13 protein-coding genes are annotated in these 23826 nt (G+C 40.4%); 8 read left to right on the plus strand and 5 right to left on the minus strand.

The genetic code is table 11. The features are described from left to right. Positions 1-31 precede the first annotated feature (31 nt). A complete protein-coding gene (gene nagB / locus P2W73_RS19250; RefSeq protein ID WP_276503724.1) occupies positions 32-1960 on the minus strand; it encodes a glucosamine-6-phosphate deaminase in 1929 nt (642 codons plus the stop codon). 145 nt (positions 1961-2105) lie between these two features. Next, on the minus strand, positions 2106-2651 hold the full coding sequence (locus tag P2W73_RS19255) for an RNA polymerase sigma factor (protein ID WP_276503725.1): 546 nt from the start codon (positions 2649-2651) through the stop codon (positions 2106-2108). 141 nt (positions 2652-2792) lie between these two features. On the opposite strand from P2W73_RS19255, the gene P2W73_RS19260 reads away from it, so the two are divergent. Genes P2W73_RS19260 through P2W73_RS19270 form a run of 3 tightly spaced genes read left to right on the plus strand, consistent with a single transcriptional unit; the run spans position 2793 to position 9193 of the window. Further along, a complete protein-coding gene (locus tag P2W73_RS19260; protein ID WP_276503726.1) occupies positions 2793-3797 on the plus strand; it encodes a FecR family protein in 1005 nt (334 codons plus the stop codon). A gap of 25 nt (positions 3798-3822) precedes the next feature. Next, positions 3823-7578, plus strand: coding sequence for a SusC/RagA family TonB-linked outer membrane protein (locus tag P2W73_RS19265; RefSeq protein WP_276503727.1), 3756 nt, complete (start codon positions 3823-3825; stop codon positions 7576-7578). Between the two features lie 19 nt (positions 7579-7597). Beyond that, a complete protein-coding gene (locus tag P2W73_RS19270; protein ID WP_276503728.1) occupies positions 7598-9193 on the plus strand; it encodes a SusD/RagB family nutrient-binding outer membrane lipoprotein in 1596 nt (531 codons plus the stop codon). A 38-nt stretch (positions 9194-9231) separates the two neighbouring features. On the opposite strand, the gene P2W73_RS19275 is transcribed toward P2W73_RS19270, so the two are convergent. Next, a complete protein-coding gene (locus P2W73_RS19275) occupies positions 9232-10089 on the minus strand; it encodes an AraC family transcriptional regulator (protein WP_276503729.1) in 858 nt (285 codons plus the stop codon). Between the two features lie 442 nt (positions 10090-10531). Here P2W73_RS19275 and P2W73_RS19280 point away from each other — a divergent pair, with 442 nt between their 5' ends. The 4 genes from P2W73_RS19280 to P2W73_RS19295 all read left to right on the plus strand — a co-directional run bounded on the left by P2W73_RS19280 (position 10532) and on the right by P2W73_RS19295 (position 20114). Beyond that, positions 10532-13609, plus strand: a complete 3078-nt coding sequence (locus tag P2W73_RS19280) for a SusC/RagA family TonB-linked outer membrane protein (RefSeq protein WP_276503730.1) — start codon at positions 10532-10534, stop codon at positions 13607-13609. 45 nt (positions 13610-13654) lie between these two features. After that, the gene (locus P2W73_RS19285) at positions 13655-15268 is read left to right on the plus strand and encodes a SusD/RagB family nutrient-binding outer membrane lipoprotein (protein WP_276503731.1); all 1614 of its coding nucleotides are present in this window, start codon (positions 13655-13657) and stop codon (positions 15266-15268) included. 213 nt (positions 15269-15481) lie between these two features. After that, positions 15482-18760: a VCBS repeat-containing protein gene (locus P2W73_RS19290; protein WP_276503732.1), complete on the plus strand. Its 3279-nt coding sequence runs from the start codon at positions 15482-15484 to the stop codon at positions 18758-18760. Position 18761: 1 nt separating this feature from the next. Next, a complete protein-coding gene (locus tag P2W73_RS19295; protein ID WP_276503733.1) occupies positions 18762-20114 on the plus strand; it encodes a vanadium-dependent haloperoxidase in 1353 nt (450 codons plus the stop codon). 78 nt (positions 20115-20192) lie between these two features. On the opposite strand, the gene P2W73_RS19300 is transcribed toward P2W73_RS19295, so the two are convergent. After that, a complete protein-coding gene (locus tag P2W73_RS19300) occupies positions 20193-22574 on the minus strand; it encodes a glycoside hydrolase family 20 protein (protein WP_276503734.1) in 2382 nt (793 codons plus the stop codon). A 183-nt stretch (positions 22575-22757) separates the two neighbouring features. On the opposite strand from P2W73_RS19300, the gene P2W73_RS19305 reads away from it, so the two are divergent. After that, the gene (locus P2W73_RS19305) at positions 22758-23243 is read left to right on the plus strand and encodes a nuclear transport factor 2 family protein (protein ID WP_276503735.1); all 486 of its coding nucleotides are present in this window, start codon (positions 22758-22760) and stop codon (positions 23241-23243) included. A gap of 11 nt (positions 23244-23254) precedes the next feature. On the opposite strand, the gene P2W73_RS19310 is transcribed toward P2W73_RS19305, so the two are convergent. Further along, complete coding sequence (locus P2W73_RS19310) at positions 23255-23824, minus strand: NADPH-dependent FMN reductase (RefSeq protein ID WP_276503736.1); 570 nt, start codon at positions 23822-23824, stop codon at positions 23255-23257. Positions 23825-23826 lie beyond the last annotated feature (2 nt).

Raw genomic sequence — 23826 nt, forward strand, 5'->3', positions numbered from 1 at the left:
AGTTGGGATCTGTGTGTTGGGATCATCACTGCTAATAATGCCAGCGTACAAATGCCTCGATAGCCGCATAATGAGTCAACCCAAGGTCTGCATATAAATTCGCTGTAGCGGCATTTCTTTCCTCTGCCCGCTGCCAAAACTCTCTCGAATCACTCCCCTGGAAGGGTACTGAATCTTTTTGCGATTGGTGAATGAAAATACCAAAACGTTTTTTCATCACCTGGTCAGGACTCATGGGTACGGCCATTTCAATTTCTTCGATGTTCCATTCCTGCCATGCTCCTTTGTACAACCACAACCAACAATCATTGATCCATTCATCACCGGCTGCTTTGATTCTCTTCAACGATTCCAATACAATATTAAAGCAGACCAGGTGCGTGCCATGTGGATCAGCAAAGTCGCCGGCGCAATAAACCTGTTGTGGTTGTATTTTCCGTAATAATTCCATTGTGATTTTTACATCCTTTTCACTCATTGGCTTTTTTTCGATCGTGCCGGTTTCATAAAAAGGAAGATTTTGGAAGTGGATGTTTTCATCGGGAATACCAACGTAGCGACAAGTAGCTTTCGCTTCACAGCGACGGATCAATCCTTTTATAGACCGGATAGTAGGTGTATCGATCTGGTTGGACTTTTTGGTGGCAATAAATTTTCGGGCGGCATTGAGAATCTTGCCAGATTTATCGGTATCGATGCCCGCTATTTCTTCAAACCCCACAGCAAAGTCCAAAAATCGGGTTACAAATTCGTCCGTCACCGCAATATTGCCAGATGTTTGGTAACCTACATGTACGTCATGCCCCTGGTCGTGCAATCGCTGAAACGTACCACCCATACTGATAATATCATCATCAGGATGCGGAGAGAAGAGAATCACTTTTTTGGGGTAAGGTGATGAACGTTCAGGGTGGGCTGGTATTACCGCATTGGGTTTGCCACCTGGCCACCCGGTAATAGTGTCACGCAGCATATAATAAACCTGCAGGTTTATTTCATAGGCATCTCCTTTTTCAACCAGTAAATCACTGAGGCCATATTCATTATAGTCGCTGTTTGTAAGACTGAGCAAAGGCTTCTTTAATTTCAAAGCCATATTTACCACCGCTTTCTTTACCATTACAGGTGTCCAGTCGCAGTCGCCGGTAAGCCACGGCGATTTATTCCTGGTCAATTCAGCAGCAGCAGTTTCGTCCATATGGAAGGTCACATCATCATGATTCTGCAACAGCGAAGCAGGCACTTGTTCGGTATCTTCTTCTTCAACCGCTTTTTTAATAACCGGGGCTTTGGCAGGTCCCCAGGCCATCAGGATGATCTTTTTCGATTTCAGGATCGTGCTTATACCCATCGTGATCGCCAGGCGGGGGACTTGTGAAATGTTGGCAAATTCATACGAGTTTGCAATGCGGGTAGAGTTATCAAGAGTGATCAGTCTGGTTTTCGAATAAATGCCGGAGCCCGGTTCGTTAAATCCAATATGCCCATTATTACCAATGCCCAGTATTTGCAAATCGATGCCTCCCGCTTCTTCAATCATTTTCTCGTATTGACTGCAATGGAGTTTGATATCTTCTTTTTTTATCTCACCGTTCGGAATATGAATATTTTTTGGTTTTATATCAACATGATCAAAAAGGTTCGATTTCATGAAGCGGTTATAACTTTGCAATGCATCATTGTCGATCGGATAATATTCATCGAGATTGAAGGTGACTACATTCTTAAAACTCAGCTTTTCTTCCTTGTGCATCCGTACCAGTTCAGCATATAATGTTTTGGGAGTGGAGCCGGTTGCGAGACCTAACACACAGGTTTCATTTTTCTTTTGTTTCTCACGAATCAGGTTGGCTATTTCTTTTGCAACGGCTAAAGAACCTTGTTTGAGATCGGGGTGAATTTTTACTGCAATTTTTTCAAAACTGTCAATGAGATTAATCGAAGAGACTTTTTTTGCCATTTCTTTTTATTTTCAGTTTATTCAGGATTCGAAGATATTAAAATGAGCGAAGGCCGGAAGGCCATTGATAATATTTATTTGCGGAATCGATTGTCCTGAAGAGTATAGGCAAATGATATTTTGTAACCAGTTAAATTCATTTATTTTATTCAGGAGATAATAATTTTCGAAGCGCTTTTAGTGATTGATGAAAAAGATTGCGTGCCACCTGGTAGTTGATCCCCATTATTTCACTTACTTCTTCATAATTGAGCTCCTGGTAGAATTTAAGATAAATGATTTCTTTTTGCCGGTTGGAGAGTTGCTGCATGGCGGCAATTACTCTTGCAGTTTTTTCTTCACTATCGTGTTTGCTGATGAGCAAGGTTTCGTGACTGAATTCAAATCCGGTTTCCTCATGAATGGTTGTAAGTGCAAGGCCGGATTTTTTTTGGAGTGCCCGGAATAATTTATACTTAATCGCTTTAAACAAATACGCCTTTACCGACTGTACTTTTGTCTGGCTTTTGTTTTGCCATAATTCTACAAACAATTCCTGGATACAATCTTCGAGCAAGTCCTGTTCGGAAGAAAATTTGCTTCCAAATTGAAAAAGTGGCTGATAATACCTTCGGAATAGCTTTCCAAAAGATTCGGTATCACCCTGTTTATAGGATTCCCATAATGCAGTATCAGGCTTATTACTAATCACAATATTCTCATCTGGTTTTGGCCTTAAAACCCCAAATCTAACTTATCTCGCAGGTTTCGTGTAGCAAAATAAAAAATCATATAAAAAATTAGTTACAAAAGTTCCCGTTCAGGTACTATTTTTAGCAGCGAAATACGTATTATGGCGATGAATATCAAAAATATTGATGAGTTATTGTGCGATGATGGCTTCCTGGCCTGGTATTTTAAAACGGATCAGACTAAAATAGTTTTTTGGGATAACCTTGTAAAGAATGACCCTGAACAAAAAAAACTGGTGGATGAGGCTGTAGAAATATTAGAAGCGATAAAAATCAAAGAAGGTGGAACCGCAATAGATACTGATAAAGCCGAAAGCAGGCTTTTTGAAAGGATCAATCAATTTAATCCACGTCCCACGGCACAACTGGTGCCTTTAAAGGGTAGGCGACAATTGTTGCGGTGGGTTGCTGCCGCAATTATTTTAGTGACAGTTGGCTTTGGATTATATAAATATTTTCAGCCGGGGAAACCTGTTATTGAAACAAGATATGCAGAAATCAGGAAAGAATCTTTGCCCGATGGCTCACAGGTTACCTTAAATGCTAATAGTGAAGTAACCTATGGCAAAAGCTGGGGAAAAGGAAAGGATAGGGAAATATGGGTAAAAGGCGAGGCTTTCTTCCAGGTGGAGAAGACTCCTAAGAAAAGCAGGTTTGTTGTTCATACAGGTCATTTTGATATTATCGTAACCGGTACTGAGTTTAATGTTGTAAACAGGAATGAGAAAACGAATGTATTACTCAAGGAAGGCAGCGTTCTTATCCGTGCTTCCAATGGAACTGAGACATCGATGAAGCCCGGTGATTTTGTTGAGTTCACTAACGACCGGTTGCAAAAAAAACCGGCAAAAGATATTCAGGTTTTAGCATGGAAAGACCGTAAATTTATTTTTGAGAAGACGCCGATGAAAGAAGTGGGAGCCAACATCAGGGAGCTATATGGTTTCAACGTGAGGTTTGAAAATGATGCTATTGCTACTGACACTATCTCTGGCATTTTGCCCAACGATAACCTGGATATTTTTCTGCAGTTACTTGAAACTGCGAAAAACTATGAGATCATAAAAACTGACCAGGATATTTTGATCAAAACAAGGCGCCGATGAACAATTGACTGCTCAAAACTGCTTTATGAGGGAAAAAAAACTGGCATTTTTCTTCTTGTTGTATTTGCCGGTAAGTATTTTAGTTTTTTTCAACAAAGTTGAAGCACAGGCTGTATTGGCGCTTAATAAAAAAAAATCGCGGCAAGCAGAGGCTAAATCATCTGCAGAAAAAAACATTCCTCCGAATCTTCAGCTAGAAAAGCAGACACTTTTTAATGCGCTGCGACAGCTTAATCAAACAAAAGGTATTTATTTTCTTTTTTCCGACAAATCATTTGGAGATATCCTGGTTGATCCGGTTATGGATTATAAACAGCCGGTCGAGCAAATACTGCATGCCTTATTGAAAAACACAGATCTCAGCTTCAAAAAAATAGGCACAAAAACCTTTATCATACTGCCTCTTAAGGACAAATCAACGGGAACTTCTTCCATAGAAATCGCTACCAATGATCCGGAGATGTCCAACCAGATACTGGAGACCGGCAATCAGCAATCGGGCACAACAACACGTTTTATCCGGGGTAAAGTAACTACTACAGATGGCGTTCCGTTAGCCAATGTTAGTGTACTTATAAAAGGTACCGCCAAAGGGATAGTCACAAATGGCAATGGAGAATTTGATATCACCGGCAACCTGGGTGATGTATTGATCTTTTCTTTTGTCGGATATGAAAAAAAGGAGATAACAATTGAAAATGATATTCCTGGATTTTTAACGACAAAACTATCGGTGGCGGATAAGCAGATGGATGAGGTCATCATAACCTCATTAGGAGTAAAAAAATCACAAAGATCGGTAGGCTATTCTGCTAACACTATCACCGCTGAAGATCTTACAGCTTCGGGCAATACCAATTTTGCTTCGGCCCTGTATGGTAAAGCGGCCGGAGTTAAAATCAGTACAGCGCCGGGCGGTGCTACCAGTGCGGTACAGGTACAGGTAAGAGGGCTGAATTCACTTAATTATAACAGCCAGCCGTTGTACGTGGTGGATGGAATAGTGATCAGGAATGCCAATGAAAAAGGAATAAAAGGAATTAATAATGATAGCTACTGGAATGATCCGCGTATCCGGGGAAATGGGATTCTTGACATTAACCCCGCCGATATTGAAACACTCACCATTTTAAAAGGGGCCAGTGCAACAGCTTTATATGGATCTGAAGCAGCAAGCGGAGTTGTAGTGATCACTACAAAAAAAGGTAATAATAAAAAGGGTTTGGGCGTAGAGATAAACTACACCAACAATATTGAGCAGGTTGCTTTTTTACCAAAATACCAGAATGTATATGGCCCCGGGGCTGACCGAACCACTAATTTATCAGAAGGGGCTACAGAGGAAGGATGGATAGAAGCAGACCTTAATAATGATCGTATCAACGAAAGCGTTCGGCCCAATTTCCGTTCCTATGCACAATTTGGACCCAAAATGGAGGGGCAGATTGTGCCCTGGTGGGATGGTGAAATGCGTTCTTATTCACCCCAGCCCGATAATTATAAAAACCTGTACCGTACCGGTTTTAATTCTATTTTAAATGCGGCCGTATCTCATCAGTCAGAGAAAGCCTCCTATCGCTTTTCATACACGAGAAATGATTATAAAGGAATACAGGTTGGCGGTGGATTGCAACGCAATACTTTTAATATTAATAGCAGTTTTAAAATAAATAATCAGCTAAGCACCGATGTTGTGGTAAGCTACATAAACAGCAAAGTACATAATCGTCCTTACCAGCTTACCAGGGTCATTGCTTCCTATTCAGGTTTTTTCAGCCGGGCGGAAGATGTGGCTCTTATGTTTAATAAATATAAAACATCGCAGGGGTATAAATGGGTACCCTGGGATCAGCAGCAACGCAATCCGGCTGAGGCATTGAGTTATGAAATGAAAAATGAAACCCTTGATCTGCTATGGACCCAGTTGCGTAATAGCGAAGATGAAAGCCAAAACAGGTTGTTAAGCAGCATTACTTTAAATTATGATATTAACAAAGAGATGCACATCAGGGGAAGAATTGGCAACGATTATACTAATCTGAATATAGAAGGGAAAAATTACAATGAATACCCGCTTGCGTTTAACACCGTTAATAGCACAGGATCATATACAGTATCGGATGGAAGGTATTCTATTTTTTATGGAGACATTTTGTTTACCTATGCCAGGAAGGTTAACAAGAACCTGGATATTTCTTTTAATGGTGGTTACCAGGCAAGAAATGAAAAATATTATGACCAGGTTTCCAATACAAGCGGGGGACTGATAAAAGAAAATTGGTTCAGCCTCAATAACTCATTTAGCCCAATCATTGCTAATGCTAACCGGAGTTCTATTCTCAAATATGCTTTTCTTGGTTTTTTTAATGCAGGATATAAAAACTATTTATTCCTGGAAGGAACAGCCAGGCAAGAATATTCTTCAACACTACCACCCGGTAATAACAGTTATTTCTACCCTTCGGTAAATACAAGCTTTGTTTTTAGCGATGCCTTTAAAATGCCTTCGTTTATTAATTTTGGAAAACTGAGAGCCTCCTATGGTATAGTAGGTAATGCTCCACCGGTCTACGCTTCGGGGATAGCTTATACACAAACAACCCTGTCGACTGTTAACGGGCCCGTTGCATCACTTAGTACACAGATCAATGCAGGCAATAATAATATAAGACCCGAGAATAAATACGAAACGGAATTTGGGCTTGAAGCGAAATTGTTTAAATGCAGACTTGGTATTGATCTCACTTATTACAACAGCCGGACGATTGATCAGATAATACAATTGACCGTTCCGGCGAGTACTGGTGCTGTTTCAAAACTGGTCAATGCAGGCAAGCTGCAAAGCGACGGGGTTGAGCTGGGATTGGATCTGGTGGCGATGAAAAAAAAGAATTTTAAATGGAATGCCCGGATGAATATGGCAATAGGCCACACGGTGGTTCGCCAACTGGATGGTGCTGTTAAACAGATAGTCTATTATGAAGGGGAACAAAATGCGATTCGAATTGTGGCTGAAGAAGGAAAAGCTGTAGGTGATATTTATGTGCATCCGCGGATGACAGACCAGGCTGGAAATTACGTAGTAGGTTCTAATGGCTTATATGTAATTGATAATACCAAATATGTAAAAGTTGGTAACGTGATGCCAAAGCTGACAGGAGGGATTGCCAATACGTTTATTTATAAAAACATTGCATTCAATTTTATGGTTGACTACCGTTTGGGTGGTCAGTTGGTATCACCTGCTTTAAAATATAATTTAGGTGCAGGGATCTATGAAAGCACTCTACAATACCGTGATGAAGAACATGGGGGTTTGCCTTATTACTTTAATAGTAACGGCGAAAAAATTTTATTAAACAGTCATCAATCGCTGGCGCCAAATGGTAGTAAAGTGTATCATGATGGGGTTATTTTAAAAGGAACAACTATTGCTGGAAAAGATAATGCCATGATCGTAGATGCAGCCTATTATTATATGAACATGTTTGGATGGGGGCCCGCCGCCCTGAATGAAGAAGGTGCTGTTTACAAGAATAGTTATATTAAAATGAGAGAAGCGGTGATCAGCTATACATTGCCTGCAAAGCTTGCCAACAAAATGCATTTTAATACGATAAGGTTTTCAATGATTGGAAGAAACCTGTTTTATTTCTGGCGTACATTGAAAAATCTTGATCCTGAAGCAACAATTGGAACTAACTGGACAAGGCAAAGTATTGATGACGGTACCAGTGCGGCAACGAAGAGCTATGGCTTTTCAATTAATCTTGGGTTTTAAAAAAAACAGTATTATTCAGATGCGGCGAATTTTGATTCATATAAGTTTAGCAGCATGGCTGATATGCAGCCTGGCAGGTTGTAAAAAAAGGCTCGAAGAGCTTTATTACAATCCGGATCAGACAACCCAGGCTTCTATTGAAAAGTTTTTTACAGAGATGCTCGACAATGACCGGGTTCGGCCTTCATATTGGGAAATAAGAACATTCACTGTGCTGCAAACCGGAGTTTATAGTCAATCAGTCGCCTATTTAAATACAAACACGGTTTATCAGCAAAACCCCAGCTATACGCAAGATCGTTGGAATGATTTTTACCGGCCCGGAGGTAACGGCGGCGGTGTCATGGCGCATTATCGTTCTATTGAGGCGGCTTATAATTCTTTAGAACCTCAACAACAAACAGAAGCAAAGGTTTTTTTGGCGGCGGCTAAGGTTGTATTACTGGACCAGGCTTCACAGATGGTTGATTGCTGGGGCGATATTCCTTTTAGTGAGGCCGGAAGCCTTAATAGCTCGGGCGAAATAAAAATGGCGAAGTTTGATAGTGCTACTGCTATATACAACAATATCCTGGATGGTTTAAATGAAGCCGCTTATTATTTTTCTCATCCGGTGCATTCCACTACTACACAACTTATATTCAACAAGCAGGATATACTACTAAGCGGTGATCTTGAAAAATGGCAACGCTATGCCAATTCAATAAGGCTGCGGTTGCTAATGCGTATCTCTTTTTCAGACCAGGAAATGGCAAAAACAGAGGTAATGAAGATGTTGAATAACCCTTCTTTATATCCATTGATTGATGGTGGTACGGGATATACACCAAAGGAGACTGATGTTTTGCTGCAACCACTAACCAATTTTACAGGTGATCTGCACAATGCATTTACAGAACTGACCAATTATTCAGCACCTGAGTTTTTATTGGATAAGGTAATGAAGCCAGCGGATGATCCACGAATACCTGTTATGTTTGATAAATACGGGCGCACTGTAAGTGATGTTTTTATTCCGAATACGGATTATAACGGGCTCACTGTTAATATGCCCATGGAACAGCAGCAGATCAATATCGGGAACTATGCAATATTGGATTCAGCTACTTTTTTATATAACAATAAATTGCCGGGTGTTGTAATAACTGCGCCGGAAGTAAATTTTTTAAAATCGGAAGCTTTTGAACGCTGGGGTGGTGGTGATCCGAAAACCTTTTATGACAAAGCGATAAAACAATCTGTTGCCTTTTATTATTACTTAAACAGCCTGAATATGACGACAAGGACTCCTTTGACCGCTCCTTCAGATGCGGAGGTTGATCTGTTTTTGCAAAACGCCCTTATTAACTATGGAGGAACGGCTGAAGAGAAACTGGAAAAAATATGGGTACAGAAATGGGTACATTATGGTTTCCTGCAATCGGTGCAAAGCTGGTCTGAATGCCGGAGAACAAAATATCCGCAACTAAGTTTTTATCCTTCAACCTTGCCGGGTTATGAAATGCCTCCATCAAGGCTGTTATATCCTGCCAGTGAAACATCGTATAATCCCAATTATTTATTGGTTAAAGACAAGGATACAAGAAACAGGAAAATATTTTGGGATGTAAAATAAACATTGACGGATCTTTTGCTTGCACAGAAGTGAGGGCTTCAGTTTTGCATTAGCTGCATATTTTGCCGGTATTCTTTTGGAGAGAATCCCGTTATTTTTTTAAAGCTTTTGTTGAAATTGGAAATAGTTTTGAATCCACAACGTGAATATATGGCCGAAATATTCAGATCGGTATCCTGAAGGTCTTTACAGGCAGCGGATATTCTTATTTCATTTACATATTCCACAAAACTTTTACCGGTTCTTTTTTTGAATAACCTGCAAAAGGCAGGTTCTGTCAGGCTTGCCATGGAAGCTATTTCATGAAGGCTGATATCTTTTTGAAAATTTTCTGCTATATAATGATATACTTCCGCCAGCCGGTCTATCCCACTGTCATTTGACCGGGATGTGTTGTTATCATTGGTGATATAATCAACTTCTTTTGAAGTAGAAATGATGTGCAGTATTTCCATCAATCCTATTATTTTTTTAAATCCGTTTTTCTTAGCAAGCCTTTCCATTTTGGCGCCAACAATTTGCCGGGTAAGGCCTGTAATGTTTAAACCCCGGCTTGCTTTTGCAAACAGGCGGGCCAGTTCCTGGCTTTCTTTCAATGCATAAAAATCTTCAGAAAATGCATCTTTGTTAAAATAGGCGACAATGGAAGACGGTGGCAGGTCATTATTGTCACAGATCCATCTATGTGGTAATGCTGAACCAACCAGAACTATGTCGCCCGTGTTAAACCGGGTTATCGTATCACCGACAACCTTTTTACCGGAACCTGATTTAATAAAGACAAGTTCTAATTCGGGATGACAGTGAAGGGGTGAAGTGAATCTTTTCTCATTGTGTTTCATTACAGCTATACAGCTATGCAATGCATGTGTTATATGCGTATGCAATACTTTCATAAGCAGTTTTTGGTTTCTTAATTTACAGAGTGTCTGCGCCAAAAAAAATGTAACCATGTTTTGGTTAAAATTTTACCTGTTTTGAATAAAAAAGAGGAGATCGGGTTAAAGCACCCTGTTGATTTTCTGTGATGAAACAGGCGGGATGCAGAACAGTAGACTATTTCAGCAAGATGGGGGATTATGAACCTGTCAGGAACCTTTATTAAATTATAATGATTTATACTGGTCATTTATGAATTATTCATAAATGGAAAATTAACTTATTGTTACAAAACCAAGACAAACTGTACTTATCAGTTCGGGAGAGGTAATCAACCGGAAAAAATGCAGCAGGTAGGAGCAGTATTTTTTTCCGGCTATTGGATTCAGGTTATTCATTGTACCTGCTTATTTACTTCCCCGCTTTGAGATTTTTTTTCACCATAAAACCAATTGCATAATGAGAAGTATTCGCCTGCTAATTGCATTGCTGTTACTGCATTCGACAGTATTTGCACAAACAAGGCAGATAACCGGCAATCTGAAAGATTCAAAATCCGGTGATGCCATTCCCTCAGCAACTATTAAAGTAAAAGGCAAAAACATTCAAGCCGTTACCGATGCCAACGGATCGTTTTCTTTAAATGTTCCGACAGGATCTATTCAGTTGGAACTTACTTCTGTTGGTTATGCTTCCAAAACATTAACAGTACAAGGAAGTGAAAGTAGCCTTAGTTTTTCTTTAGACCAGGGAGGACAGGAGTTAAGTGAAGTGGTGGTAACAGCGTTGGGTATCACCAAGCAGCAAAGAAAAGTTGGTTATGCTGTTACAACCGTTAACGGCGATCTGCTAAGCCAGGCAAGAGAAACCAACGTGGCTAATTCATTAAGCGGCCGTGTGGCAGGTTTAAGTGTGAGGGGTACCAATGGTGGCCCCGGTGGTACGGTAAAACTTTTGTTGCGTGGGTTACCAAGTATGAACGGTGCCGGTTCACCGCTTTTTGTTATCAATGGTATTCCGATGGATAATTCACAAAGAGGAAGCGCCGGTGAATGGGGTGGATCTGATAATGGAGACGGAATCGGCAATTTAAACCCCGATGATATTGAATCAATGACTGTATTAAAAGGCCAGTCTGCATCTGCACTCTATGGTACAAGAGCTTCAAACGGCGTAATTCTTATCACGACCAAATCTGGAAAAAGAGGAGATTTTTCTGTAGAGTATAATTTAAACGCCATGGTTGATAAGGCTATTGACAATACAGACTTTCAGTATGAGTATGGCCAGGGTGTTGGCGGTATTAAACCTGCTACTGTAGCGGCAGCACAGCAATCAGGCCGTATGAGCTGGGGAGCAAAATTAGATGGCAGCCAGGTGATCCAATTCGATGGTAAAACTTATGCTTATTCTGCAGTAAAGGATAATCTTGAAAACTTTTACAGAACAGGGCCTTCTATTACAAACACAGTAGCGCTTTCAAAAGGCGGCGAAAATGGTGCTTTCCGTTTATCATTTTCTCACCTCGATAATAAGTCCATAGTTCGAAACAGTGGTATAAAAAGAAATACGATCAACCTGAATATTGATCAAAATATCACTGATAAATTATCGGTTAAAATCGTAGCCAATTACATAGAAGAAAAATCAAAGAACAGGCCACAGTTAAGCGATGGGCCATTGAATGCCAATAATGGTTTGTTCCTTGCTACAAACATTGATCAAAGCGTCTTAGCTCCCGGTTATGATCCAACTACTGGTTATGAAATTCAATTCAGCGATGATGAATATGTAACCAATCCATGGTTTGTGGTTAATCAATATATCAACAATCTTAACCGTAAACGTTTGATTACTTCCATATCTGTTAAATACAATTTTACAAAATGGCTGTATGCACAGGGCCGTGTAGGTTATGATCTGTTACATGACCGCTCATTCTCAGTGACTCCATGGGGAACTGCTTATTCAACTAACAGGGCTGGTGGTCTTAATAATTTGGGCTCATCTGAAAAGTACGAGTTGAATACAGATGCATTGATCGGAGCTTCTCATAAAATAACTGATGATATCAGTTTTGACGCCGCTATCGGGGCGAATCTCCTTCAAAAGAAATTTGAATCAGTTTCTATAAATGGCGGCCCTTTTATACTGCCCTATCAATATAGTTATAACAATGTGGTGAACTATGGCAGGGGTTACGGATTTGAGAAGATAGAAACACACTCAGCCTATTACACATTGGATTTGGCGTATAAAAATTTCCTTACTATAGGTACAACTGGGCGGTATGACGCTTATTCTACACTGCCTGTTGATAATAATGACATATTTGTTCCCTCGGTATCTGCCAGCTTTATTTTCTCAGAGCTGATGAATATTAAAAATCTTAACTACGGTAAACTGAGAGCATCCTATGCTAAAACCAGCGGTGAAGTAACGGAAGCTTACAAAACAGATGTGTATTATTCTCTCGGAAATAATTTCAATGGCGTGCCGGTGGGTAACTTTAATACTTCATTACCAAGCGGGCTTTTAAAGCCGTTTACTACTACTGAAGTTGAAGTTGGCGCCGATCTTAGGTTTCTTAACAACCGGCTGAATATAGATGTTGCATACTTTACCAAGAAAACAAAGAATGAAATTATGGGTGCTAATTTCAGTATTGCTACAGGTTATACCAGCGGTTACATTTCTAATGGGGTGACAGAAAACAAAGGAGTGGAATTACAGATCGTCGGCACACCGGTAAAAACAAAAGATTTTACATGGACGGCTACTTTAAATCTTACTTCAGTAAAAAATAAAATACTGGAAACGGATGAAGCCGGTAATTCATTGGGACAAGGCTCTAACCGGGCCACTTTAGGAAATGCTACTACAGCTTTTGTAAAAGGATTTGCGGGCCCGCAAATTTTAGCATACGATTACAAACGTGATTCAAAAGGACAAATAGTTGTTGATGGCTCAGGTTATCCAATGCGTGGAGAGTTAATTAAAATGGGTAGTGTATTGCCGACTTTATATGGTGGATTGAATAATGATTTATTTTATAAAGATTTCAGTTTCTCTTTCCTCATTGATTACAATTATGGCAATAAGATACTTTCCGCTACCAGTTATTATTCTATTTTCCGTGGTTTAAATAAACTTACCCTTACCGGCAGAGACGGAATAACAACGGGTGTTACAGAAAGCGGCGCCACCAATACTGTCAAGGCTGACGCACAAGGATATTATAGATCTTTAGCTCAACAGGTAACTTCCACCCATGTACTGGAGGGAGACTTTATTAAATTGCGCCAGGTATCTCTTGGCTATTCCATTCCTCAAAGTGTTATAAGCAAATTAAAACTGTTCAAATCGATAAGGGCATCAATTGTAGCCCGCAACCTGGCTATACTGATGAAGAAGAGTGATAATATAGATCCTGAAGCTACGTTCGGCTCCAACGTGAGGTATTATGGAATAGAAGGTACCAGCCTTCCATCTACCCGTTCGTATGGCATCAATCTCAATTTTACATTTAAAAAATAGTAAATGACGGATGAGCTATTGTTTAAACACTATAAAAAGACAAAAATGAAAAAAACATTCTTATATATAGGCATAGCGGTTTTTGCTCTTCAAACGGGTTGTACTAAAAACTTTGATGAAATAAACACCGATCCTACGCAGTCATCGCCTGCAAATTTTAACTCGGATTATTTTCTTTCCAGCAGCCAGGCCAACTACATCAATGCCATTACCGGTTACAATGGAGCCATATTATTTCAAAGCGGATGGGCACAAATATTCGCTTCTACCACTTCCGGTGCGGCCAACTACTATAGCAACATGGATAAATACGTGCCATCTGGTAATACCAATGATTACGCCGCCCGTGGCTGGAGAGTTAACTTCAGAGGAGCCAGCCTTGCAAATGAAATTATAAGAAACCTCTCCGGCGATGCTGCCAAAGCAAATGTTGTAAGTGCTGCTACCGTAATGAAAGTGCTCTGCGTACAATACATTACTGACTTGTATGGGGATTGTCCTTATTCACAGGCATTTCAGGGTGCTGATGGCGTTGGCCTGCCTGTTTATGATAAACAACAGGACGTTTATAAAGCCATGCTTAGCGATTTGGATGCTGCGCTTTCAAAGTTTGATGCCTCAAAAGCTAAACCTGCTGCTGACCTTTTTCCTTATGCAGGTGATGTAGCCAAATGGAAAAAATTCGGTTATTCACTGATGTTGAGACTGGCTATGCGATTGACAAAAGTGGATGCTGCTACTGCAAAAACTTATGCAGAAAAAGCAGCGGCGGGAGGAACTTTTTCAAGTGTGGCCGATGATGCGTACATTAAAGGAGATAACGCCAATGGCTATCGCAGTGAAAATTCCCGTGCATTAGTCACTGCCGCCGACTTTTACCAGGTAAGATGGAGCAAGACATTAATAGATTATCTTAAATCCACCAGCGATCCCCGTGTAAGTGCTATTGCAGAAGTATCACAAGCCGGGTTAGCAGCCAATCAAAATTCGTCTTTGGCAGGTGATAATACATACTCTGCTCAGGTAGGATTACCAAGCGGATGGGACCTGAACGGCGGCTCTACTGATATTTCTAATTCTCCGGGTTATCCGGGTGGCACAGGTACCGGCAATGACTTTACCCCGATTGGTAAATATTCCCGTCCAAAAACATCGGTTTATGGAAATTTAAACAGTCCGCAATTTGTTTTGACTTATGCGGAAACAGAGCTTTTGCTGGCAGAAGCCGCAGTAAGAGGATGGAGTGTTGGCGGAACTGCAATTACACATTACAAGAACGGAGTGTCGGCCGCCCTGCAATCATTAGCTGTATTTGGCGCTGATGCCACGATAAGTGCAGCGACTGCCGATGCATATGCGTTAGCAAATCCATTGGATATTACTTCCACCACCGCTTCTTTAAAAATGATCAATGAGCAATACTGGGCTACCACCGGTATACTGATGAATTTTGTGGAAGCATGGAATAACTGGAGGAGGTCAGGTTATCCTGCTTTGACGCCTGTTGTTTATACAGGTAATTTTTCCAACGGCACTATTCCGAGAAGACAGCTATATCCCACTGAAGAAGCTACTTCCAACGGTACCAACTATAAAACCGGTGTAAGCAGTTTAACCGGCGGTGATACATGGACGGCTAAAGTGTGGTGGGATAAATAAAAGTTTTAGTAGCAGATACAAAATAGCAACAAGCAGTTGTTTTAAAGTGAGGATTACTAATACAGGGCTATCTTTCAAGATAGTCCTGTTTGCTTTTGTATTTAAAATAGCTTGCCTTGCACAAAGTGCTATAATTATTAATGAGTTAAATTGTTAGGTTAAAATACAAGCAGCGCAGTTTGCGCATGTTTTATAAACCAAAACTTTTTTTGCATGAGGTATAGTGGTGTTTATATGATCTTACTGTTATTGGGGCTGCCATTTTTTGCGTTGACACAACAGCCTTTATTCCAATTATTATCGCCAAAAGAAACAGGCATCAGGTTTAGCAACGATATTAATGAAACAGAAAGCCTGAATGTGCTGGCCTACGAATATTTTTATAATGGTGGCGGCGTGGCTGTCGGAGATATTAACAATGATGGACTGGAAGATATTTTCTTCACTGCCAATATGAAGGATAATAAACTATACCTTAACCAGGGAGGACTGAAGTTTAAAGATATTACTCCCAAAGAAATGGAAGGGAAAAAGGGTAGATGGAAAACCGGTGTTACCATGGCCGATGTAAATGGAGATGGATTGCTTGATATTTATATTTGTTACTCAGGTAAGGTAAATGATGATCTCCGTCGCAATGAATTATTTATTAACCTGGGTAATCTGAAATTTGAAGAACAGGCAAAGAAATACGGCCTTGATGATAAAAGCTATAGTACACAGGCAGCTTTTTTTGATTATGATAATGACGGAGACCTGGATATGTTTCTGCTAAATCATAGTGTGAAGAAGATAGATAATATGGAATTTGCCAGGTTTAGAAACGAAGTGGATGAATTGGCAGGCGCCAAACTATATGAGAATAAAGACAATTACTTTACAGATGTATCAAAGAAAGCGGGGCTAAAACAAAACCCGATGACGTTCGGTTTGGGTATTGCCATTGCCGATGTAAATAAAGATGGCTGGCAGGATGTATATGTTACCAATGATTATAATGAACCCGATTATTTATATATCAATCAGCACAACGGAACTTTTGCAGAACAATCACAACAAAGCTTCCGGTATTTAGCACAGTTTTCGATGGGTGTTGATATTGCCGATTTTAATAATGATGGTCTGCCCGACGTGATGACTCTCGACATGTTGCCCGAAGATAATCGCAGACAAAAGCTGTTACAGCTACAGGAAAATTATGAATCCTTTGAACTGATGCAAAGCCAGGGTTTGAACCGGCAGTATATGCGCAATATGCTGCAATTAAATAATGGTGACGGGACATTTAGCGAGATCGGACGTCTTGCTGGTGTTTCCAATACGGACTGGAGCTGGTGCCCCTTGCTGGCCGATTTTGATAATGACGGATATAAAGACCTGTTTGTAACCAATGGGTACCTGCGTGATTATACAAACAAAGATTTTTTACGTTATTGGGGTGATTATAAATTAAAAAAAGCAATAGACAGGGAACCTGCCTTACTAATGGACCTTATAAAAGCCATGCCTTCAACTTTATTGCCCAATTACATTTATAAAAATAATAGTGATCTTACATTTTCCAATAAGCAAAAGGAATGGGGAGTTATGGCGCCTGCCATTTCAAGCGGAGCAGTATATACCGATCTGGATAATGATGGTGATCTTGACCTGGTGGTAAATAATATCAATGAAGATGCCTTTGTATATAAAAATCAAGGGAGGGAAACCAATAATAGTACTTATCTCTCCGTAAAGCTGAAGGGTAAAAGTGGAAACAGTAATGCAATTGGAACAAAATTGTATTTGTACAGTAATGGCACAATGCAATACCAGGAGGCTAATCCCAACAGGGGGTATTTATCCTGTGTTTCCACTGTATTAAATTTTGGATTAGGTGATCATAAAAAAATTGATTCCCTCCGAATTACCTGGCCGGATAATACTTCTCAATTGCTCGTAAATGTTGAAGCCAATCAGCGATTGCTTGTTGATCAAAAAAATGCAGAGAAGCCAATCAATATTTCTTTGCCCAAAACAGAACAAACTCTTTTCACAAAAACTGGTGGCGTCATTGATCATAAAAATGAAGCATTAAAGCAGAACGATTTTAAAAGACAATTACTCATGCTGTTTATGTATTCTAAGACGGGGCCTGTCATTGCTAAGGGAGATATTAATAAGGACGGATTGGAAGATATGTTCATCAGCGGAGACAGGAACAACTTTGGCCGGGTGTATATTCAAAACGCTGCTGGTAAGTTTAGCCGGGCAGAGGACATTTATATTGCTGATGAAAATTCATCCACTGTTGCAGCGGCTGTTTTTTTCGATGCGGATGGAGATGGCCTGGATGATCTGTATGTTGCGAAAGGCGGTTATGCTTATTGGGAGCCGAATACACCGGCCTTGCAGGATGAACTATACCTAAACGATGGAAAAGGCAAGCTGAAATTATCAAAAGAGTTATTGCCTGATGTTAGTGCCAGTAGTAAATCTTGTGTTCGCCCCTGTGATTTCGATAATGATGGCGATATGGATCTGTTTGTTGGCGGAAGAGTTGTTCCCGGAAGATATCCTGCTATTCCCAAAAGTTATTTATTGGTCAATAACGGAATGGGAAAGTTTACCATCGCAACAGTGCCTTTCTCAGAAACAGGTATGGTTACAGACGCACAATGGTCTGACCTGAACAATGATGGCAGAAAAGATCTGCTGCTTTGTGGAGAGTTCATGCCTGTAATGATTTTTATAAATAGCCCTTCCGGATTTTTGGATAAGACCAATGAATACTTTGATAAACCTGGAAACGGTTTTTGGTTTTCATTGGCTCTTGCCGATGTTGATGGGGATGGTAAGGAGGATATTGTTGCCGGTAATCTTGGTATGAACTCACCGTTGAATATCTCTGAGAAAGAACCGGCGGAATTGTTTTATGCGGACTTTGATGGTAATGGCTCTGTTGATCCGTTCCTGAATTTTTATGTGCAGGGCAAAAGTTATCCGTTTGTAAGCAGAGATGAATTGAATGAACAGATCTATCCCATGCGGAAAAAGTTTATTTCATATAATAATTACGCTGACGCTTCAATAAAAGAAATATTCAGTAATGAAGAATTAGCCCGGGCATCAAAACTTACCGCGGTCGAAAACCGTACGGTTTGTTTTCTCAATAAAAATAACAAGTTTGTAAAGACTGTATTGCCATTACCGGCACAGTTCTCTATCGTTTCAAAAATACTGACTGGTGATTTTAATCATGATGGGAAAACAGATCTGTTGTTGTTTGGTAATCACACCGATAACCGGTTAAAGCTCGGTAGTATTGATGCTAATTATGGATGCCTGCTGACTGGCGATGGAAAAGGCAATTTTAAATATGTTAGTCAGCCTGCGTCAGGCATCTGTGTTACAGGTGATATTAAGTCAGCGGAGAAGATCGTCATTAATGGAAAAAAATATATTGCAGTGGGTGTGGCAGATGGTGAATTGATTTTTTATAAAGAAAACTGATATGAAAAGATTAGGCGTCATTATATTATTCTTTTGTAATACGGTAAACGGTCAAAATAAAGAGCCATTGCCTGTTTACCTGGACTTGCAGCCTGCTGTATTTTCATTATCAATGGTTATGATGCATGATGTGGTAAACCCGCCTGCAGCCAGTCGTTTTTATACTTATGCCATGCTGGGAGCATATGAAATTGTCGCACAAAATAAAGCCGTTCCATCTCTTTCAGCTTTTTTGAAAAACTATACAGGTGTTAAATTAAATTCAGTTAAAACCCAATATGATCATCGTATAGCAGCAGTGTATTGTATTCTTGAAACAGGCAAACAGATGTTGCCTTCGGGCTTTATGTTGCAGAAGCAGGAAGATGAGTTTCTTCAAAAATTGAAGAAAAGCAAAATCCCCAAATCTATCATTGACGAATCAATTGCTGTTGCAAACCTTGTTGCCGGTGAAATAGTAGCCTATGCTAAAACAGATGGTTATGGTAAGCTTAGCGCTAAACTTCGTTACACTCCAGTAAAAGAAGAAGGATATTGGTATCCCACACCGCCAGCTTATATGGAAGCGGTTGAACCTAACTGGAAAACTATCCGGCCCATATTGATTGACTCCTGCAATCAATTTCCTCCTGAACCTCCCGTTGTATTCAGCAAAGACAGCAGCAGCGTTTTCTATAAAATGGCAAAGGAAGTATATGATATCTCCAAAAAACCGACACCAGATCAATTGCTGATTGCATCATTTTGGGATTGCAATCCTTTTGTGGTAGCTACTTCCGGCCATATGTCACTTGGGTTTAAAAAAATAAGCCCCGGCGGGCATTGGATGAATATTACCAGTATCGTTGCAAAAAAAGCAGCACTTGATTTTGACCATTCAGTGTTGCTGCATACCATCTTATCGGCGACAATTATGGACGCCTTTATCAGTTGTTGGGATGAAAAGTACCGGAGTAATAGAATGAGGCCCGAAACATACATTAATAAATATATTGACATCAATTGGCTGCCCATTTTGCAAACACCGCCATTTCCTGAATATACCAGCGGGCACAGTGTTATCTCTACTGCTTCCGCGGAAGTACTTAGTTATATGCTGGGAGATAAGTTTTCATACACCGATAATACGGAAGATATGTTTGAGATTCCTGCAAGAACATTTCAATCATTCAGGCAGGCAGCCGATGAAGCAGCGATATCACGGTTATATGGAGGGATTCATTACCGGGATGCTATTGTAAATGGTCAGCAACAGGGAAAAGCAGTAGGAAACAAAATTGTTGAAAAAATTAAAAAGGCTGGCATAACGCCATTGATTAATTCATCGGTGCTGAATGGGCTTTCTGCAAAATAATAAAGATGCCACGATCTGATCCGTAGCATCTTTATTGTTTGCTTGTATAGAATGATGATTCTCTGCTTTTATATCAAATCAATTCACCTCAATCTCATCTACAAACAACCAGGGCTTATTGCCGGCTCCCGGTTTGTCATCCGGAATTTTTCCGAGGTTTTTCACAACTACTTTTATGTAGCGGGTTGACACGGGTGAAAAAGCAATTTTGATCACGCCATTTGAGCCAGTCGTTTTTTCAAAGTTTTCGCTTTTTCCAACCGAACTAAAGTTTTGTCCATCTGCCGAAACGAATATTTCAGCGGATTGAGGCGGATAGATCCACGAGCCACCGGAAACCAAACTATGAATAACGGCATTGCTGATATTTTCCGCGGCACCTAAATCGATGACAGCTTCTAAATCATCACCGCTCCAACCGAGAAATTCACGGCTGCGGCCCAGGCCTTTTTCATTTTGTACTCCATTCACTAATGTAAAGGCCCCATCACCGGGATAGTTGTTAGACGGCTCGGTGGTAAGCGTTATTTTTTTCCCGGTTGCTTTATTGAAATAAAACTTTTGTGTTATCGGATTGCCAATCATTTTTCCATTAACAGCGTTCCAACCTGTTACAGCGCCAGTCGCAGTTATCGTGATGGGAGCGTTATATTTTTCGCCAGAAGAAGCCTGCCCTGCGAATGATTCAGCAATGGCATGCTGCTTGAAAGTTGTCTGCGCTGTCGGATGTTTTGATTCCAGTTTCCACTGTACTCCAACATTATTTTCGCCGGGTTGTACAGATGTTTTTAAATCGAAATAAGCCTTGCTATAATTGGCATTCCACAGATCGAATCTTTTAAAATGAGCAGGCAATCTCGTTTCAAATTCATCCCAATTTTTTGACTCCAGCGGGCTCCACAATACTTCGCTCAATGCTGTCAGGCGGGGAAGCAGCATGTACTCTACTTTCCTTGGATTTTTCATGTATTCCGTCCACAGGTTAGCCTGTGCTCCCAATACATATTTGCTTTCATCCGCGGCTAACTCTTTTGGCACCGGGTTATAAGCATAAACTTTTTCCAACGGGTTGTAACCACCAATAGTTACTGAATCTTCGTTCAGGCTTTGTGTATGATCAAAGTAAACAGGATTCCCCGGCGTCATGATCACATCATGTTTTTGTTTGGCTGCGGCAATTCCGCCTTCTTCACCCCGCCAGCTCATCACCACTGCTTTTGGTGCAAGACCACCTTCTAATATCTCGTCCCAACCGATCAAGGTCTTTCCTTTTTTGTTCAGGTATTTTTCAATCCGCTGAATAAAATAACTCTGTAATTCATGTTCGTCTTTCAGGTTATTCTCTTTCATCCGTTGCTGGCAACGCGGACATTTCTTCCAATGTGTTTTCGGGCACTCATCACCACCGACATGGAAATATTTGGACGGGAAAAGTGGTATTACTTCATCAATTACATTTTGCAGGAAAAGAAAAGTTGAATCGTTGCCCGCACAAAAAACGTCATCAAAAACACCCCAGGTTTCCTGCACCAGTTTTATTCTTCCCTTCGACTGTTCCTCTACACTTTTTTTAGAGATCATATTCGCAGGTATTGCTGTAGGCTGATCGGGAAAACAGCTTAACCATGAATATGCAGCAATGGCGGCGCTGCCATGTCCGGGCATTTCAATTTCAGGTATCACTTCCACAAATCTTGCTTTCGCATAATTCACTATTTCTTTAATCTCCTGTTGTGTATAAAAACCACCATACCGGGTATTATCATTTCCGGTTCCCGGATAACGTCCAATGATGGTTCCGTTTCTCCAGCCGCCAACGGAAGTAAGTTTGGGATATTTTTTTATTTCAATCCGCCAGCCCTGGTCTTCTGTCAAATGCCAATGAAACGTATTCAGCTTGTAATAAGCGATATAATCAATGTATTTTTTAATGAATTTGACCGGGAAAAAATGACGTCCAACATCGAGATGTAAACCACGGTACGCAAAGCGGGGCGAGTCTTCTATCGACACATGTGGAATATCTAATTTAGCAGGACGCATCTTCAACCTTGCATCGGGTACGGGCAACAATTGAATCAATGTTTGTATACCGTAAAAAACACCATTTGCATTATCACCTGCAATATAAACGCCTTTATTGTCGACAGTCATGCGATAAGCACCGGCCACGGGGTTATCCATTCGTTCATAGTTCAGGCGGATTGCATTGTTACCAACGGCTTTTTTAACCACTTTCAATTTGAACAAGTAAAACTGCTGAAGGTATTCATTCAATAATGCTGCTGTTCGCTCAAGGTTGCTTCCTTCGAGAACAATTTGTGTGGCCGGCGTAATACTGAACTTAGCAGCGATCCTGGGTTGTTTTACAGAAACAGGTTTGGGAACAACGGTGATATCCTGTGCCTGCAGACAACAAGAAAACAAAACAAGTCCCGTCAAAACAAATGTTAGCCTCATAATAACGTTTTATTTAAAAGTGCCAATTTAGTCCATTGTGTAATGCTTTGATCAATAAATTCTATGGCAAACGTTTGCTCAAAATAATGATTGATCCGGGTTTAAGATGACGAAACAAATTCAATCGTTGCTTTAAATATGGAGGATGTTTCCTATTTTGGTAATCCAGTTACTTACATTTTTATGAATAACAACAAGCAAGTGATCGAAAAATTTTACTCAGCGTTCCAACATCTGGATTATAAAACCATGCAGAGTTGTTATAGCGATGACATTGTTTTTAGCGACCCCATTTTTTTGGTGCTCAGGAACGATGAGGCCAGGTCGATGTGGGAAATGCTTTGTAAAAATGCAAAGGATTTTTCACTGACCTTTTCGGATATAGAGTTGATCGATGATGAATATGCTACCTGCAGTTGGACTGCAAATTATATTTTTTCGAAAACAGGGAACCGCGTCATCAATCATATCAAGGCTTTCATGCGGCTGAAGGATGGAAAGATCATTGAACATAGTGATGGATTTCGGCTTAGCACCTGGGCAGCGCAGGCTCTTGGCTGGAAAGGGGTGTTGTTTGGCTGGACAGGGTTTATGAAAAGAGGCATTCAAAAAAATGCGAGAAAGAACCTGGCTTATTTTATACAAAGCAAAAACGCCAGCCAAAATTGACCATCACTATTTTAATTGGCAAGTTTAACCGTTACCTTGTCTTTTGAAAGATTTTCAACCAGCCATAGATACTCTGCAATAAAATTGTTGATGTTATGCTGGAAGCTTTGATCCAGCAGGTTTCCTGACTTGTCAAATTTCTTATCAACACCTGGCACAATCAATAGGTAGGGCGAAGCAATACCAAATAATGCCGCCACCAGCAGAAGCATCTGCTGGGTCGCTCTCATCCCGCCCATAGCTCCCGGCGAAGCCGTTGCAATACCAAAAATCTTATGATGCTGTTTTGGAAAATGATCTAACAGGTTTTTGAGAGAAGGGGAGTAGCTGCCATTGTATTCAGGTGAAACAAGAATAAACCCATCTGCCGCAAATACTCTTTCGCTTAAAGTCCTCCATTGTTCAGGCGTATTTTCTACAGAAGTAAAAACGGATTGCATCGGCGGAAGATCCCATTCTTCCATATCAATCAAACCAACTTCATGATCGGTAGTTTCTGCAAACGTCTTATGCAGGTAAAGAGCCACCCGGCGGGTCACACTATTGACACGGGGACTGCCCGATATTATTTCAATTCTCATTT

The sequence above is a fragment of the Terrimonas pollutisoli genome, from assembly GCF_029360765.1.
Lineage (GTDB): Bacteria > Bacteroidota > Bacteroidia > Chitinophagales > Chitinophagaceae > Terrimonas_B > Terrimonas_B pollutisoli.